The sequence below is a fragment of the Pseudomonas sp. NPDC089422 genome, assembly GCF_044749405.1.
Lineage (GTDB): Bacteria > Pseudomonadota > Gammaproteobacteria > Pseudomonadales > Pseudomonadaceae > Aquipseudomonas.
Genome location: NZ_JBIVHW010000011.1, coordinates 143389 through 158148 on the forward strand (window position 1 = coordinate 143389; position 14760 = coordinate 158148).

A 14760-nucleotide genomic window follows, 5' to 3' on the forward strand; every position below is an offset into this window, starting at 1 on the left:
TCGACATTTCAGCCTCAAGCTGATTGTGCTCAAGCTTGTGGGTGAGGGTTTAGCCTAGAGCCTCTCGCACTCTCGCAGGTCATCGTGAATTTTGCGATAACCGTACGCACCTCTGCTTTCCAGCCACGCATGTTGAGTATTGAACGTAATACTGATTTATCGACGACTTCTATTAGGATGCCGGTGCTGATTGAAGATTTACCTAGTGGGTCAATATTCGCTCAGCGGCAACAATGCTTGCAATACGTCGTGTAAAATGCGATCACAAGGGATGCACTGGGCTGGAGGACACATGAAGTCTCACTCACACAACGTCAGTGGGAAAAGCCCAGCTCCCGGCAATGCGAAGACATTCGCTGTATGGGCCAGGAAACTCTGGCCGCTGCCAATCCTGTTGCTCGCCACGCTGGCTCGAATGTACGGCTCAACGGCCTCCGCCATATGGTGCGACGAGGGCTCCAGCTTGTTAATGAGCCAGTACTCACCCTCGCTCATCTGGATCCACAGCGCCCATGACGTACACCCACCGCTTTACTTTCTCCTTCTACACGCCTGGATAGGTGCATTCGGGGACAGTATCTTTTCGGTCAGGTTCATCAGCGTGCTGACAGGTGTCGGTACTGTAGCCCTGGGCATGTGGCTGGTTTATCAGATTGCAACACGTCATGCAGCCATACTGGCTGGTGTTTTGTTGGCCTTGCTGCCAATTGCAGTGCGTTACAGTCAAGAAGTGCGCATGTATTCCCTCATGGGTTTTTTTCTGCTGGGCGCAACCATCGCGCTTGTATATTGGGTAAAGAATCCTGAGCGCCACCGCTACCTTTGCGTGTATGTGCTGTTGATGGCGGCCGGTTTCTATACTCATTATTTCACAGGCCTTTGCGTACTGTCTCACTGGGCCTATCTATGGGTTGTGCGCGGCGACAAACACCGCCTCATCACCAGGCCAGCATGGTGGGCCGCCAACAGCTTGATCGTCTTGTTGTATATCCCCTGGATGCCCAACTTGATAGACCTGCTGCAGCACCTTGACCAACTCAAGGCGGGTGGCGACATTGGCTGGATACTGCCCGTTACACTGTATTCACTGCCATCGACAATCTGGCAGGATCTGGCCCTTACCGATGGTCTGGATCTGAAATGGCCAGTCTACTTTGCACTGCCACTGGCGTTGGCGCTGGTAACGGGCGCTGTCTGCCGACAGGATCGAAGTCCGCATAGATTCCATACGTTAATGGCAATATATACGTTTCTGCCGTTGATCGTCGTATTTGCTGTCTCGTGGATAACGCCACTTATGGTCGAGCGTTATCTGATGTTTTCCGCCCTGGGCTTACCGTTGATACTGGCAGTCGCCATTGATCGAATGAAGCGTAATTTTCGCTACGCGGCCATAGCCACCCTGGTAACTTTTCTGGCGGTAGAGCTGGGCGGCCTGAGTAGTTACTACCAAAAGGATGATGATCAGTTCAACAAGCTGGTCAACTTCGTCAATGAAAACTATCGTGCGAATGACCGTATCATCGTCAGCGATCTTTTCTGGTATTTCAGCTATGTCTACTATAACAAGACCGGGTCAGTGCCACTGCTCTATACGCCGCCACAGGCCAACGGCGCTTCGGGTCGGCCAGGTAACTACGGATTTGGCACACTGGTGAACAATGATGCCGATAAAATCTATTTCGACAGCCTTGAAAATCTACCCGTCGGTCAAACCAGAGTCTGGTTGATAAGCAATAGCGAACCGCCCGATGATTTCTCACCGATACCGGATAATTGGAATAAGGTCAGTACGCTAAAAGTCGGCGATACCCAAGTACGCCTTTATACTATTGGCATGCCCTATAACGCGAAAGCAAACTAGCCCCAGCCTACCCTACGAACTCGAAATGTATCGGACGCATCAGAGATAGTGCACGAGCGTGCCACATACTCTGCAGGAACGGCTTTAGCCGCGAAGCAAGCAGCGCGAGGTGAGGATCCAGACGGTATCTTCAAGGGCCCGCGTCTCATTGATGTCATCTGCGCATCAATTAATGAAAAATGAACGATTATCTCCAGCGCCGCTTTCGACGATCATTCCAGAAATAAGCACTTACAATTATTAAGAAACGCTGGAGATCCACCATGAGTCTGCCGTCACGCTCGGTGCCCGAGGGCAAGTCCAAGGCCGGTATGGTCTTCCGGGTAACGTCCGGAAACTTCCTCGAACAGTTCGACTTCTTCCTGTTCGGCTTCTACGCCACGCACATCGCGGGGGCCTTCTTCCCCGCATCCAATGAATTCGCCTCGCTGATGATGACCTTCGCCGTATTTGGCGCAGGCTTCCTCATGCGTCCGCTGGGTGCGGTGATCCTGGGTGCGTACATTGATGACGTAGGCCGACGCAAAGGGCTGATCGTCACCCTGGCGATCATGGCCAGCGGGACCTTGCTGATCGTGCTGGTGCCCGGTTACGCCAGCATCGGACTGTTGGCCCCGGCGCTGGTGCTGATTGGGCGATTGCTGCAAGGGTTCTCGGCGGGCGCCGAGCTGGGCGGTGTGTCGGTCTACCTGGCGGAAATGGCAACGCCAGGGCACAAGGGCTTCTACGCCAGCTGGCAGTCCGCCAGCCAGCAGGTGGCAATCGTCGTCGCCGCCGCGCTGGGCTTTGCCCTCAACGAATGGCTGTCTGCCGCCGAGATCGCCCAGTGGGGCTGGCGCGTGCCGTTCGGTGTCGGCTGCATGATCATCCCGGTGATTTTCCTGCTGCGTCGCAACCTGCAGGAAACCGAAGAGTTCGCCGCCCGCGCGCATCGCCCTACCATGAAGCAGGTGCTGGCGACGCTGGCTGCCAACTCCGGCGTGGTGCTGTTCGGCATGCTGATGGTGGCCATGACCACTACGGCCTTCTACATGATCACCGTGTACGCGCCGACCTTCGGCAAGACCGTGCTGCAACTGAGTACCGGCGACGCACTGTTGGTGACCTTGCTGACGGCGGTGTCGAACTTCATCTGGCTGCCCATCGGCGGCACCCTCAGCGACCGCCTTGGGCGCAAGCCGCTGTTGCTGACCATGTCGCTGATGACCGTGATCACCGCCTACCCGGCGCTGACTTACCTGGCCCAGTCGCCGACCTTTGGCCACATGCTTGAAGTGCTGCTGTGGTTCTCGTTCCTGTACGGCATGTACAACGGTGCGATGATCCCGGCGCTGACCGAAATCATGCCGGTGGAAGTGCGGGTGGCAGGTTTCTCGCTGGCCTATAGCCTGGCGACTGCACTGTTCGGCGGTTTCACCCCGGCGATCTCGACCTGGATGATCCATGTCACCAATGACAAGGCCGCACCGGCCTACTGGATGATGTTCGCCGCCGTCTGTGCATTCGTCGCCACCTGGATGCTCTATCGCCGCCTGGCCAACCGCGCAGCGGTGGCCGCATGAGGGCTTCGTTGAAAGCTTGGCTGGCTGCTACGTTGCTCGCTGGCTGCAGCCTTGCCCAGGCTGCCGAACTGACCGTGATGACCTCGGGCGGCTTCACCGCCGCCTACAAGCAGCTGGGGCCGCAGTATGCGGCGCAGAGCGGCGATACCTTGGTCACCGTGCTGGGCCCGTCCATGGGCAAGGCGCCCGAGGCCATCCCCAATCGCCTCGCTCGTGGCGAACACGCCGATGTGCTGATCATGGTCGGCTATGCGCTGGATGAGCTGATCCGTCAGGGCAAGGTCGACCCGGCATCGCGGGTGGAACTGGCGGACTCGCGCATCGGCCTGGTGGTCAGGGAAGGGCAGGCCAAACCTGCAATCGGCACCGCTGCCGAATTGAAGCAGACGTTGCTGGCAGCGCGGTCGGTGGCCTACTCGGACAGCGCCAGCGGCGTGTACATCGAGAAGGAGCTGTACAAGAAGCTGGGCATCCAGGACCAGCTCGTCGGCAAGAGCACCATGGTAGAGCGCATTCCGGTGGCCTCGCAGGTGGCCAAGGGTACCTATCAGCTTGGCTTCCAGCAGGTTGCCGAGCTGCTGCCGGTGCCGGGTGTCACGTACGTTGGCAAGATCCCGGAGAGCCTGCAGTCGGTGACCCGCTTTGCCGCCGGTATCCCGAAAACCGCCGAGCACCCGGCCGAGGCGAAAAAACTGCTGAATTACCTGGCTTCGCCGGACGTGCAGCCTGCAGTGCGCGCCACCGGGCTGGATTCAGTCGCCCGGTAATACGCCGGGCAATTGCCGAATCAGCCTCACCATCTCGAGTGCCGCCGGTGTCAGCGTGCGGCCGCGGCGCTTGAGCAGGCCCATCTTGCGGCTGACCTCCGGTTCGACCAGTGCAATGCTGGCGAGGATCGGATGCGGAGTCATCGGCAGCGCGATCGATGGCACCGCCGCAATCCCCAGGCCCGCTTCGATCAAACCGAGCAGGGTGGTCACATGCCTGGCTTCGCACACACTCTCTTTGCTGACCTGCATCCCGGCCAACGCCCGATCCAGTACCAGGCGGTTGCCTGACGATTTGCCCAAGGTGATGTAGTCATGCTCATAGGCTTGCGCCCAGGTCACCTTGTCCAGCTTGGCCAGCGGGTGGTCCTGGCGGCAGGCGATGACATAGCGCTCCTCGAGCAGGACGCTGAAGTCGATCTCGGGGGCGAGGTTGCCCGTGAAGCTCAGGCCGAAGTCCGCTTCGCCGGAGGCCACGGCGGCGCTGACTTCGTTGGCGGAGGCGTCGTACAGGTTGATCCGAACTTTCGGATACTGGGTGTGGAAGGCGCGGATTGCATGGGGCATGAAGTAATAGGCCGCTGACGGCACGCAGGCGATGGTCAGGGTGCCGGTGCGCAGCGAGCCACCATCGCCGACGCTGAGCAGCGCCAGGTCCAGGTCGTCCAGCAGGCGTTCGACCTGAGGCAGGAAGGCGCGCCCGACATTGGTCAGCGATACCTTGCGCGTGGTGCGTTCGAGCAGCTTCACGCCCAACGCCGACTCGAGTTTTTCGATACGCCGGCTCAACGCCGACTGGGTGATGCGAATGGTATCGGCGGCGCGGCGGAAGCTGCCTTGCTCGACCACGGCACGAAAGGCCTGCAGGTCGTTCAGATCGAAGTTGATACTCACCCGGTGGGCTCCGCTGGTTTGATCGAAAGCGTGCATCAATGGTATTTCGAAAAAACCGGCGGAGCCAGATGGGTCAGATCTGCATGGCCATGCCGTGCACGTTCATCGCGGCCTGGCGCAGGGCTTCGGAGCGGGTCGGGTGCGGGTGGCAGATCAGGGCGATGTCTTCAGCCGAGGCGGCGAACTCCATGGCCACGCAGAACTCGCCAATCATCTCGCTGACGCTCGGGCCGACCAGGTGCACGCCAAGTACCTCATCGGTGTTGGCGTCGGCGATGACCTTGGCGAAGCCTTCGGTCTCGTGGTTGATCTTTGCGCGGCTGTTGGCGGTGAAGGGGAACTTGCCGACCTTGTAGGCGCGGCCTTCGGCCTTCAGTTGTTCTTCGGTCTTGCCGACGGTAGCCAGTTCCGGACGGGTGTAGATCACGCCGGGGATCAGGTTGTAGTTCACTTCATGGGGCTTGCCGGCGATGCGCTCGATGCAGGCGACCGCTTCATCTTCAGCCTTGTGCGCCAGCATCGGGCCGGAGGTGACGTCGCCGATCACCCACACACCGGGGACTGAGGTACGGTGGTGCTCGTTGCTCAGCATGCCGCGCTTGTCGGTTTCCAGTCCTACGCTCTCAAGGTTCAGGCCCTTGGTGTAAGGACGCCGGCCGATGGCGACCAGTACGTAGTCGGCCTGCAGGGTTTCGGCGGCACCGCCGGCAGCCGGCTCCAGGGTCAGGCTGACACCGTCGGCTTCAGTCTTCGCCTGGGTGACCTTGCTACCGAGCTTGAAGGCCATGCCTTGCTTGGCCAGGGCTTTTTGCAGGGTCTTGGCGGTTTCTTCATCGGTGCCCGGGCAGATGCGGTTGAGGTACTCGATGACGGTGACCTGTGCACCCAGGCGGCGCCAGACCGAGCCCAGTTCCAGGCCGATGACGCCCGCGCCGATCACCACCAGATGCTTGGGCACCTGCGGCAGGGCCAGGGCACCGGTGGAATCGATGATGCGCTGGTTGTCGATGGTCACGCCGGGCAGGGGAGTGGGCTCGGAGCCAGTGGCGATAACGATGTCCTTGGCCTGCAGTGCGGTCTCGCTGCCATCTTCGGCCTTGACGATGACCTTGCCGACGCCATCCAGGCGGCCCCAGCCCTTCACCCAGTCAACTTTGTTCTTGCGGAACAGGTACTCGATGCCCTTGGTCAGGCCGGTCACGCTCTCGTCCTTCTGTTTCATCATCTGGGCGAGGTTGAGCGTCGGCTTCACTTCGATGCCAAGGTGGGCGAACTCGTCGCCGCTGGCCGCTTCGTAAAGCTCGGAGGCGTGCAGCAATGCCTTGGACGGCATGCAGCCGACGTTGAGGCAGGTGCCACCGAGGGTCGAACGGCCTTCCACGCAGGCGACGCTCAGGCCCAGTTGGCCGGCGCGGATTGCTGCGTTATAGCCGCCAGGGCCGCCGCCAATGATCACCACGTCATAGGATTTCATGGGTTTTGTACTCCAGATGAGGAAGCGCGAGAGGGGCATAAGGTTAAGCTGAGAAGCGCAGATTGTATACAATCCGTTGCTTTCATCAGATCAGTTGGTTCTAGACCTTGGTCTCGGTTAGAGGAAAGCTCCTACGAATGAACTACTCTGATCCGGCGACGTTCGAAATTTCAGGCGTCGTGCCTTTAGGGATAGGAGGAGTGTTCATGCTTGCTCAACTTCCACCGGCACTGCAAAGCCTGCATCTGCCGCTGCGGCTGAAACTGTGGGACGGTAACCAGTTCGATCTGGGCCCAAGTCCACAGGTCACCATCCTGGTCAAGGAACCACAGCTGATCAGCCAGCTGACCCACCCAAGTCTGGACCAGCTGGGCACTGCATTCGTGGAGGGCAAGCTGGAACTGGAAGGTGATATCGGTGAAGCCATCCGCGTGTGCGACGAGCTCAGCGAAGCGCTGCTGATTGACGAGGATGACACCCCGCCAGAGCGCCTGTCCCATGACAAGCGCACAGACGCCAAGGCTATTTCCTACCACTACGATGTCTCCAATGCCTTCTATCAACTCTGGCTCGACCAGGACATGGCCTATTCCTGTGCCTATTTCCGCGAGCCGGACAACACCCTGGATCAGGCTCAACAGGACAAGTTCGATCACCTGTGCCGCAAGCTGCGCCTGGATGCCGGCGACTACCTGCTCGATGTGGGCTGTGGCTGGGGCGGGCTGTCGCGTTTCGCCGCGCGCGAATATGGCGCCAAGGTATTCGGTATCACCCTGAGCAAAGAGCAGCTCAAGCTTGGGCGCGCGCGAGTAAAGGCCGAGGGCCTGGCCGACAAGGTCGACCTGCAGATTCTCGACTACCGTGACCTGCCGCAGGACGGCCGCTTCGATAAAGTTGTCAGCGTTGGCATGTTCGAGCACGTCGGGCACGCCAACCTGGCGCTGTATTGCCAGAAGCTGTTCGGTGCAGTGAGGGAAGGTGGCGTGGTGATGAACCATGGCATCACTGCCAAGCACATCGATGGCCGACCGGTCGGGCGCGGGGCAGGTGAGTTCATCGACCGTTACGTGTTCCCCAATGGTGAGCTGCCGCACCTGTCGATGATCAGCGCGAACATCTGTGAGGCGGGGTTGGAAGTGGTGGACGTGGAAAGCCTGCGCCTGCACTACGCCAAGACGCTGCATCACTGGAGCGAGAACCTCGAGAACCAGTTGCACAAGGCAGCGGCGTTGGTGCCAGAGAAGACCCTGCGCATCTGGCGCTTGTACCTGGCCGGCTGTGCCTACGCCTTCCAGAAGGGCTGGATCAACCTGCATCAGATTCTGGCCGTGAAACCATATGCCGATGGCCACCATGATCTGCCGTGGACACGGGACGACCTTTATCGCTGATCATGCTGTGAATGAAGAAAGGGCCGCACAAGCGGCCCTTTCTTCATTCAGAGGATGGGTGAAATCAGTCGCGCAATGCGCATCCCCAGCTGCTGGACACGATGGGTATCGCGGCTGTCTTCGGCGGTGATCTCGCGGGCCTGCTCGAAGTCGTCCTGCAGCATCGCCTCCACCTGGTCGGCGAACGGGCGGTCCACCGTCAGCAAGGTGATTTCGAAATTGAGCCGGAACGAGCGGTTGTCCAGGTTGGCGCTGCCGATTGCGCTGACCTCGTCATCCACCAGCACCACCTTCTGGTGCAGGAAACCAGGCTGATAACGGAACATCCTCACCCCGGCACGTACCGCTTCGAACGCGAACAGGCTGGAGGCCGCATAGACGATCTTGTGATCGGGCCGAGACGGAATCAGCACGCGCACATCCACTCCGCGCAGCACCGCCAGGCGCAAGGCGGCGAACACCGCTTCATCCGGAATGAAGTATGGGCTGGTGATCCATACCCGTTTGCTCGCCGAGTGGATGGCTTCAATGAAGAACAGCGAACAGGTTTCCTGCGGGTCTGCCGGGCCACTGGCCAGGGCTTGGCAGAGCACGCCGTTGTCGGGGTAGGTGTCCGGCAGGATCAAAGGTGGCAGCTGGCGTGTGGCCCAGTACCAGTCTTCGGCAAACGACTCCTGCAGGCAAGCCAGCACCGGGCCACTGATCTGCACATGGGTATCGCGCCAAGGTGAAAGGTGTGGGTTCTTGCCGAGGTACTCGTCCCCTACGTTATGCCCACCGATGAAGCCGAGCAGGCCATCGACCACGACGATCTTGCGGTGGTTGCGGAAGTTGACCTGGAAGCGGTTGAACCATCCGCGGCGGGTGGCGAAGGCATGGATCTGCACACCACCATCACGCAGCACCTGGCTGTAGCTGGCGGGCAGGGCATGGCTGCCGACACGGTCATACAGCACGAACACCTTCACCCCCTCGGCCGCCTTGCGCAACAACAACTGCTGCAGGGTTTTGCCAAGGGTGTCGTCGTGGATGATGAAAAACTGCACGAGAACCGCTTCGCGTGCCTGCTCGATGGCGGCGAAGATCGCGTCAAAAGTGGCTTTGCCATTGATCAGCAGCTTCACTTGGTTATTGGCCAGGCAAGGCATTCGTCCGAGTTTCGGCATGGCACGCAAGGCCGCGTAGCTTTCCGATTGCCTGGCGGTGAGTGCTTCTTCAACCCACGGCCGCCAGTTGAGGTTGGCCATGGCCACATGCATTTCCTGGTTGGCCTGGCGTCGTGCCTGGATGTAGGCGTAGAAGGATCGCGCACCAAAGATCAGGTAGGGAATCAGCGTGAAGTAAGGAATGAAGAACAGCGACATGGCCCAGGCGATGGCGCCCTGGGCGGTACGCACGGTGAACACTGCATGCAATGCGGCGATCATGCCTAGCAAATGGAGCAGGCCGAGCACGTAGCCGAAAAAGTAGGGGCTGTGGTAATCCATACGCATCCTGCTTGCCGAATACACTGCGGATAACAGAACACGTTCCACGTCCGGCTTGCAACCTGAAAGCGGATTTGGCGTCTAAGGCTGAGCCCGGCCCGTTGGCCGGCTTTTCGAGGAGCGTTCGTACATGAAGATTCGTCTGCCACTGTTGGCTTTGGCCTTGGGCCTGAGCAGCCCACTGGTGAATGCGCAGATGTTGCAACCTGGTTTGTGGGAGCTGACTACCAGCAACATGCAGGTCGATGGCAAGCCGTTACCCGATATGCAGTTCATGCTCGGGCAGTTGAAGAACCTGCCGCCGGAACAGCGGGCCATGATGGAAGGGGTGCTGGCCAAGCAGGGCGTCACCATTGGCGGCAATGGGGTGCGTTCGTGCCTGACGCGCGAGCAGGTGCAGACCAACGATATTCCGCTGCAGGATCCGAAGTCGGGCTGCACCCAGAAAATTACCGACCGCACCGGCAATGTCTGGAAGTTCCAGTTCAGCTGCCCGAAAGCCCAGGGTACTGGCCAGGCGACTTTCCTCAGCGACAAGGAATTCACCACGCAGGTCAACGGCACCTTCAATGCCTCGGGCGTTCAGCAGCAGGGCAGCATGAACACCCGGGCCGTATGGCTCGGCAACGACTGTGGAACAGTCAAACCGCGTACCTGAGTTTCACCACCTCCATTGGCTGCTGGCTACCGCATCGTGGGCATGCAGGCTCTCTGCATGTTCCACGCGCAGCTTGAAGGCGGTCGCCCATTCCAACTGCCGTAGCGACTGGTGCAGTCGCCGGGCGGCATCCTCACAGAACATCAGGTTCTGCCCATTGGCCAAGGCGAACGCCTGCTCGTCTGCACGCTTTACCGCGGTCTGCACAGCCGTACCCAGGCTGGCCTCAATCCGGTCGATCAGTTCGGTTATGGGTAACGACGCCAGGTTGTCTTGCAGGCGCACGCTGATCAATGCCTGGCTGCGCTGGCTATGCGGCGTTGCGACGATACCCTGGCTGCTGGCCAACCATTCCAGTACCGCACTGCGCTCCAGGTGCGGCCCAGCGAAGTCAGCCTCGAACTGTTGTTGAATCAGTTGCCTTGCCAGCGCAGCCGAGCAGGGGCAGGTTGAGGAGTAAGGCACACGAACTGATAGTTCCACGTGGAACATTTCATTTTCTATCTTCGCGTCGAGGGTGATCGGATAGCGCTTCCAGCCAGCGAGTGGGCTGACCAAGGCGGGTCGTTTCAGCAGGTGCTCGAAAGCCAGCTTGAGATAAGCCGCGTTGGAAAGCCCTTCGTGACTGGCGAGAAAGTCTGCCAGAAGACGTCGAATGGCCAAGGGCGACAATGGCTGCTGTTCAAGCGATTCCAGTGCGAGGTAGAGGCGAGACATATGAATGCCCCGCGAAGTGCCATCCACCAGGCTGACACCGGCATCGGCCATGGCCGGCACCTGACGGCCATCGAACGAGATGGGTAAGGCGATACCGCACATGCCGACCCAATCCAGCGGGACGGCGTGTGCGTGGGTCTGTGTGGCAATGTCCGGAAGCTTCAGGCTAGTCATGGGGGTACCAGGCAAAGGGGTCAGCGACATCCGCCGACCAGGCTGCAATGCAAGTTGAACCGTTGGCCGCTGGAGCTGGACACGCGATTCAACGTGGTCCAGCCGACACGTCGGCTGTAACCGAACCAGGCTTCACCATCGCTGGCCAGGCCGGTGAAAAACGTCAGCGTGCCGTAACGGCTGTTGGTCTGCGACCAAAGCCGGCGTGTCGCTGAGTCGAAACCGCGCAGGTAGTAATGGCTGCCCTCGGTGCGCACGCTGTAATAACTACCGTTGCCGTCCTGGCAGGCGAGCAGTGTTGCACTACGGGTGCATAACGCCAGCGAGTTGCCCTGCGCCAATGCCAAGGCAGGCATAGGCGTAAGAAGCAGCAGCAACAGGGCTGCACGTGACAGGCTCATTTCCATCTCCGAAGTACGCTTGCGACGAGTACGGCTTGGCGAAATTGTATTGTTACTTTATAACATTGTGCAATGCATCGTTTCGAGTGCGTCCGCCTGAAGGGGTTTCACCATGTCCAATCGCCTCCCTGTCACCGTGCTTTCCGGCTTCCTCGGCGCCGGCAAGAGCACCTTGCTCAACCATGTGCTGCGTAACCGCGATAACCTTCGGGTCGCGGTGATCGTCAACGACATGAGTGAAATCAACATCGACGCCAGTGAAGTGCAGCGCAACGTCAGCCTCAACCGCGCCGAAGAAAAACTGGTAGAGATGAGCAACGGCTGCATCTGCTGCACCCTGCGTGAAGACTTGCTGGAAGAAGTCGCGCGACTGGCCGATGAAGGCCGTTTTGACTATTTGCTGATCGAGTCCACCGGTATCTCGGAGCCGCTCCCGGTCGCCGAGACGTTCACCTTCCGCGATGAGCAAGGCCGTAGCCTGTCCGACATGGCGCGCCTGGACACCATGGTCACCGTGGTCGATGGCCTGAACTTCCTGCGCGATTATCAGGAAGCCGATAGCCTGGCCAGCCGTGGCGAGACGCTGGGTGAAGACGATGAGCGTTCCATCAGTGACTTGTTGATCGAACAGGTCGAGTTCGCCGATGTGCTCTTGCTCAGCAAGATCGACCTGATCAGCCAGCACGAGCGCGAAGAACTCACAGCCATTTTGCGCAGCCTCAATGCTCGCGCGCAGATCATGCCGATGGTCATGGGCCAGGTGCCGCTGGCGCGGATTCTCGATACTGGGCTGTTCGACTTCGACCAGGCCGCCCAGGCACCAGGTTGGCTGCAGGAGTTGCGCGGCGCGCACCTACCGGAAACCGAGGAATACGGCATTGCGGCGAGCACCTGGGAAGCCCGCCGGCCACTGCACCCACAACGTTTCTTCGACTTTATCCACAACACCTGGAGCAATGGTCGGCTGCTGCGCTCCAAGGGCTTTTTCTGGCTGGCCAGCAAATTCCAGGAAGCCGGCAGCTGGTCGCAGGCTGGTGGCATGATGCGCCATGGTCTGGCCGGGCGTTGGTGGCGTTTTGTTCCACGCGAGCATTGGCCGCAGGATGAGCAGAGCACAGCAGACATTCTCAAGCACTGGCACGCCGAAACCGGTGACTGCCGCCAGGAGCTGGTATTCATCGGGCAGAACATCGACTTCACGCAGTTATCCACAGAACTGGATGCCTGCCTGCTGAGCGATGAGGAAATGGTGCTTGGGCCGATGGCCTGGCTTCGCCTGTCGGATCCTTTCGGCCCCTGGCATGCCGAGGAAGCAGCATGAACCCGGCGTTGCAGCCTGTGGATATCCGCCAGGCCTTTGCCGAATCGCCAAAGGTGCTCACCGAGATCTTCCAGGATGGCGTGAACCTGGCCGTCTGGCAGCGCCGCTTGCCAGCACAGGTGGAAGACTTTGCTGCCTTGGCGGTGAGCCTCGGCCAGTCCCTGGCTGACCAGCGCGTACTCGATGTGAGCGAGCACGAGCCGCCGCTATTGCCTGGCTTGCTGCAGGAGGCTGCCGACCTGCAGGGCTACGAGGGCTTTGTCGCCGATGTGAAGTGGCTGGTATCAGCCTACACCTGCCTGCTCGGCGCACGGCGGGTGGGGCTGCGGTTGCGGGTGCTGCAAGGTGCCATGTGCCCGCGCTTCCATGTGGATAACGTACCCTTGCGCTTGCTCACCACCTACGTCGGCCCTGGCAGCGAATGGCTGGAGGAAGGCGCAGTAGAGCGGGTCGGTCTGCATCTAGCGGCGGCACCTGTGGATAACATTCGCACCTTGCAGGCGGGTGAGGTGGCTGTCCTCAAAGGGGAAAAATGGCTGGGCAACGAAGGCGCGGGACTTATCCACCGCTCGCCAGCCAGTGAACAGCGGCGGTTGTTGCTCAGCCTTGACTGGCTGGCATGACGGGGCATAGTGGGGTGAATTCCGCATAGAAGTCCTGACATGCTGCAGAACATTCCCACCCACGTCATTGCCGGTCCCTTGGGGGCCGGCAAGACCAGCCTGATCCGCCAGCTGATGGCCCAGCGCCCGGCAGGCGAACGCTGGGCCGTGCTGGTCAACGAGTTTGGCCTGGTCGGGCTCGATGCGGCGTTGCTCAGCCGTGACGACGACGGCATTGCCATTGGCGAGGTAGCCGGGGGCTGCCTGTGCTGCGTGAACGGCACACCGTTCCAGGTCGGGCTTGGCCGCCTGCTGCGCAAAGCTCGGCCCGACCGGTTGTTCATCGAGCCTTCCGGGCTTGGTCATCCCGTGCAGTTGCTGAACCAGTTGCAGCAGGCACCCTGGGTTGGGGTGCTGGCGGTGCAGCCGTTGGTGATGGTGCTGGATGCTCAGGCACTGGCCCGAGGTGAGCCATTACCGGAGGCTCAACAACAGGCCTTGCAAGCGGCAGCGCTGGTTCTTCTGAACAAGGCCGACGCTGTGGATGAAGATGTCAAGTTGTTGATAAATAAAGAGTTTTTAAATATCCACAAGCTTTGGACCCAGCAGGGGTTGGTCGAGCTCGAAATGCTGCCTGTTTCATCCACAAGTCAAATCAGTGACAGTTCTGTGAATAATTTGCCCGGAGCAAGTCTGTCCACAGCCCCTTCAGCCCTGTGGATAGATCCTTCTCTGCCGATTTGTTCGGCTCAGGAAGGTGAGGGGGGTTGGAGTATCGGCTGGCGCTGGCACCCCGGTCAGCGATTTGATCCACAGCACTTGCAGGCATTTCTTGCGGCCTGGCCATGGCGGCGCGCCAAGGGAGTTATCCACAGTGCAGAGGGGTGGCAGTCATTCAATGGGCTGGAGGGAAACTTGCCGCAATGGCAACCGAGTGACTGGCGCAAGGATTCGCGCATCGAGCTGATCTTCGAGCAGGCGCAGCCAGAGCAGCTGCTACAAGCTGCTCTGGCTAAATGCGTAATCTTGTAGGAGCGGCCAGGGTTCAGTTGCGCCAGCGATTGTGCTCCTGGCGCCACTGCTGCATCTCGATCACATTGTCAGCCCGTGGCGGCGTCTTGATCTCGAACGGGTAGGGTGCCAGTTCGATCTGTGCGCTGTGAGCGCCGAACTGGGTCACGGTACCAGGGTGGCGTTGTTCCCCGGTCACGGTGAACTCGAAGGCATAGACCCGGGCCAGTCGCTTCCTGCCGTTGGCATCGCGGATGAACGCGATGCGTTTGAGCGCAACGGCGTCATCCAGCAGCTCCAGGTCGAGCTTTGCGCAATGCTGTTTGACCCGCTCCAGGGCCTTCTCGCGCAGCCCATGGTTGTGCCATAACCAAGCGCCTGCCGTGGCCAACAACATCAGGACGAAGAGATTCTCCAGGGTCAACATTTACGTATGC

The 14760-nt window shown here is 59.9% G+C and carries 14 protein-coding genes; 8 read left to right on the top strand and 6 right to left on the bottom strand.

From position 1 onward, the window contains the following. Positions 1–292: 292 nt before the first annotated feature. The 3 genes from ACIPZ8_RS20800 (at position 293) to ACIPZ8_RS20810 (ending at position 4193) form a co-directional block, all read left to right on the top strand. On the top strand, positions 293–1864 hold the full coding sequence (locus ACIPZ8_RS20800; RefSeq protein ID WP_400726938.1) for a glycosyltransferase family 39 protein: 1572 nt from the start codon (positions 293–295) through the stop codon (positions 1862–1864). 263 nt (positions 1865–2127) lie between these two features. Next, positions 2128–3426 (top strand): MFS transporter, encoded by a 1299-nt coding sequence (locus tag ACIPZ8_RS20805; RefSeq protein WP_400726940.1) that lies wholly within the window; start codon positions 2128–2130, stop codon positions 3424–3426. Beyond that, positions 3423–4193 carry a substrate-binding domain-containing protein gene (locus ACIPZ8_RS20810; protein WP_400726943.1) on the top strand — a complete coding sequence of 257 codons (771 nt, stop codon included), beginning with the start codon at positions 3423–3425 and terminating at the stop codon, positions 4191–4193. The genes ACIPZ8_RS20805 and ACIPZ8_RS20810 overlap by 4 nt, the downstream gene beginning before the upstream one ends. On the opposite strand, the gene ACIPZ8_RS20815 is transcribed toward ACIPZ8_RS20810, so the two are convergent. Together ACIPZ8_RS20815 and lpdA are read right to left on the bottom strand one after the other, a co-directional pair. Next, on the bottom strand, positions 4179–5087 hold the full coding sequence (locus ACIPZ8_RS20815; RefSeq protein ID WP_400726946.1) for a LysR family transcriptional regulator: 909 nt from the start codon (positions 5085–5087) through the stop codon (positions 4179–4181). The two genes, ACIPZ8_RS20810 and ACIPZ8_RS20815, sit on opposite strands and share 15 nt — an antisense overlap. A gap of 73 nt (positions 5088–5160) precedes the next feature. After that, positions 5161–6561, bottom strand: a complete 1401-nt coding sequence (lpdA, locus tag ACIPZ8_RS20820; RefSeq protein ID WP_400726949.1) for a dihydrolipoyl dehydrogenase — start codon at positions 6559–6561, stop codon at positions 5161–5163. Between the two features lie 206 nt (positions 6562–6767). Between lpdA and cfaB the strand changes: the two genes are divergently transcribed. Then, positions 6768–7952 carry a C17 cyclopropane fatty acid synthase CfaB gene (gene cfaB / locus ACIPZ8_RS20825; protein ID WP_400726952.1) on the top strand — a complete coding sequence of 395 codons (1185 nt, stop codon included), beginning with the start codon at positions 6768–6770 and terminating at the stop codon, positions 7950–7952. Between the two features lie 47 nt (positions 7953–7999). Here cfaB and cls read toward each other — a convergent pair whose 3' ends face one another. Continuing rightward, positions 8000–9439 (bottom strand): cardiolipin synthase, encoded by a 1440-nt coding sequence (gene cls, locus ACIPZ8_RS20830; protein WP_400726955.1) that lies wholly within the window; start codon positions 9437–9439, stop codon positions 8000–8002. A gap of 130 nt (positions 9440–9569) precedes the next feature. Here cls and ACIPZ8_RS20835 point away from each other — a divergent pair, with 130 nt between their 5' ends. Further along, positions 9570–10097: a DUF3617 domain-containing protein gene (locus tag ACIPZ8_RS20835; RefSeq protein ID WP_099814980.1), complete on the top strand. Its 528-nt coding sequence runs from the start codon at positions 9570–9572 to the stop codon at positions 10095–10097. A 3-nt stretch (positions 10098–10100) separates the two neighbouring features. On the opposite strand, the gene folE2 is transcribed toward ACIPZ8_RS20835, so the two are convergent. Beyond that, positions 10101–10988: a GTP cyclohydrolase FolE2 gene (folE2, locus tag ACIPZ8_RS20840; protein WP_400727100.1), complete on the bottom strand. Its 888-nt coding sequence runs from the start codon at positions 10986–10988 to the stop codon at positions 10101–10103. A gap of 20 nt (positions 10989–11008) precedes the next feature. After that, a complete protein-coding gene (locus ACIPZ8_RS20845) occupies positions 11009–11389 on the bottom strand; it encodes a glutamine synthetase (RefSeq protein ID WP_400726959.1) in 381 nt (126 codons plus the stop codon). A gap of 112 nt (positions 11390–11501) precedes the next feature. On the opposite strand from ACIPZ8_RS20845, the gene zigA reads away from it, so the two are divergent. The 3 genes from zigA to ACIPZ8_RS20860 are packed head-to-tail and all read left to right on the top strand — an operon-like array spanning position 11502 to position 14344. Next, positions 11502–12710, top strand: coding sequence for a zinc metallochaperone GTPase ZigA (zigA, locus tag ACIPZ8_RS20850; RefSeq protein ID WP_400726962.1), 1209 nt, complete (start codon positions 11502–11504; stop codon positions 12708–12710). After that, positions 12707–13333: a DUF1826 domain-containing protein gene (locus tag ACIPZ8_RS20855; RefSeq protein WP_400726965.1), complete on the top strand. Its 627-nt coding sequence runs from the start codon at positions 12707–12709 to the stop codon at positions 13331–13333. The genes zigA and ACIPZ8_RS20855 overlap by 4 nt, the downstream gene beginning before the upstream one ends. A gap of 39 nt (positions 13334–13372) precedes the next feature. Beyond that, entirely contained in the window at positions 13373–14344 is a 972-nt protein-coding gene (locus ACIPZ8_RS20860) for a CobW family GTP-binding protein (protein WP_400726967.1), read from the top strand. Positions 14345–14357: 13 nt separating this feature from the next. On the opposite strand, the gene ACIPZ8_RS20865 is transcribed toward ACIPZ8_RS20860, so the two are convergent. Then, the gene (locus tag ACIPZ8_RS20865; RefSeq protein WP_103448416.1) at positions 14358–14750 is read right to left on the bottom strand and encodes a DUF3301 domain-containing protein; all 393 of its coding nucleotides are present in this window, start codon (positions 14748–14750) and stop codon (positions 14358–14360) included. Positions 14751–14760: the final 10 nt, after the last annotated feature.

Coding starts and splice junctions, on each gene's coding strand:
- ACIPZ8_RS20845 (WP_400726959.1), bottom strand. CDS start 11,389: ATGAGCCTGTCACGTGCAGCCCTGTTGCTGCTGCTTCTTACGCCTATG.
- ACIPZ8_RS20800 (WP_400726938.1), top strand. CDS start 293: ATGAAGTCTCACTCACACAACGTCAGTGGGAAAAGCCCAGCTCCCGGC.
- ACIPZ8_RS20860 (WP_400726967.1), top strand. CDS start 13,373: ATGCTGCAGAACATTCCCACCCACGTCATTGCCGGTCCCTTGGGGGCC.
- ACIPZ8_RS20865 (WP_103448416.1), bottom strand. CDS start 14,750: ATGTTGACCCTGGAGAATCTCTTCGTCCTGATGTTGTTGGCCACGGCA.
- ACIPZ8_RS20855 (WP_400726965.1), top strand. CDS start 12,707: ATGAACCCGGCGTTGCAGCCTGTGGATATCCGCCAGGCCTTTGCCGAA.
- ACIPZ8_RS20805 (WP_400726940.1), top strand. CDS start 2,128: ATGAGTCTGCCGTCACGCTCGGTGCCCGAGGGCAAGTCCAAGGCCGGT.
- lpdA (WP_400726949.1), bottom strand. CDS start 6,561: ATGAAATCCTATGACGTGGTGATCATTGGCGGCGGCCCTGGCGGCTAT.
- cfaB (WP_400726952.1), top strand. CDS start 6,768: ATGCTTGCTCAACTTCCACCGGCACTGCAAAGCCTGCATCTGCCGCTG.
- ACIPZ8_RS20835 (WP_099814980.1), top strand. CDS start 9,570: ATGAAGATTCGTCTGCCACTGTTGGCTTTGGCCTTGGGCCTGAGCAGC.
- folE2 (WP_400727100.1), bottom strand. CDS start 10,988: ATGACTAGCCTGAAGCTTCCGGACATTGCCACACAGACCCACGCACAC.
- cls (WP_400726955.1), bottom strand. CDS start 9,439: ATGGATTACCACAGCCCCTACTTTTTCGGCTACGTGCTCGGCCTGCTC.
- zigA (WP_400726962.1), top strand. CDS start 11,502: ATGTCCAATCGCCTCCCTGTCACCGTGCTTTCCGGCTTCCTCGGCGCC.
- ACIPZ8_RS20810 (WP_400726943.1), top strand. CDS start 3,423: ATGAGGGCTTCGTTGAAAGCTTGGCTGGCTGCTACGTTGCTCGCTGGC.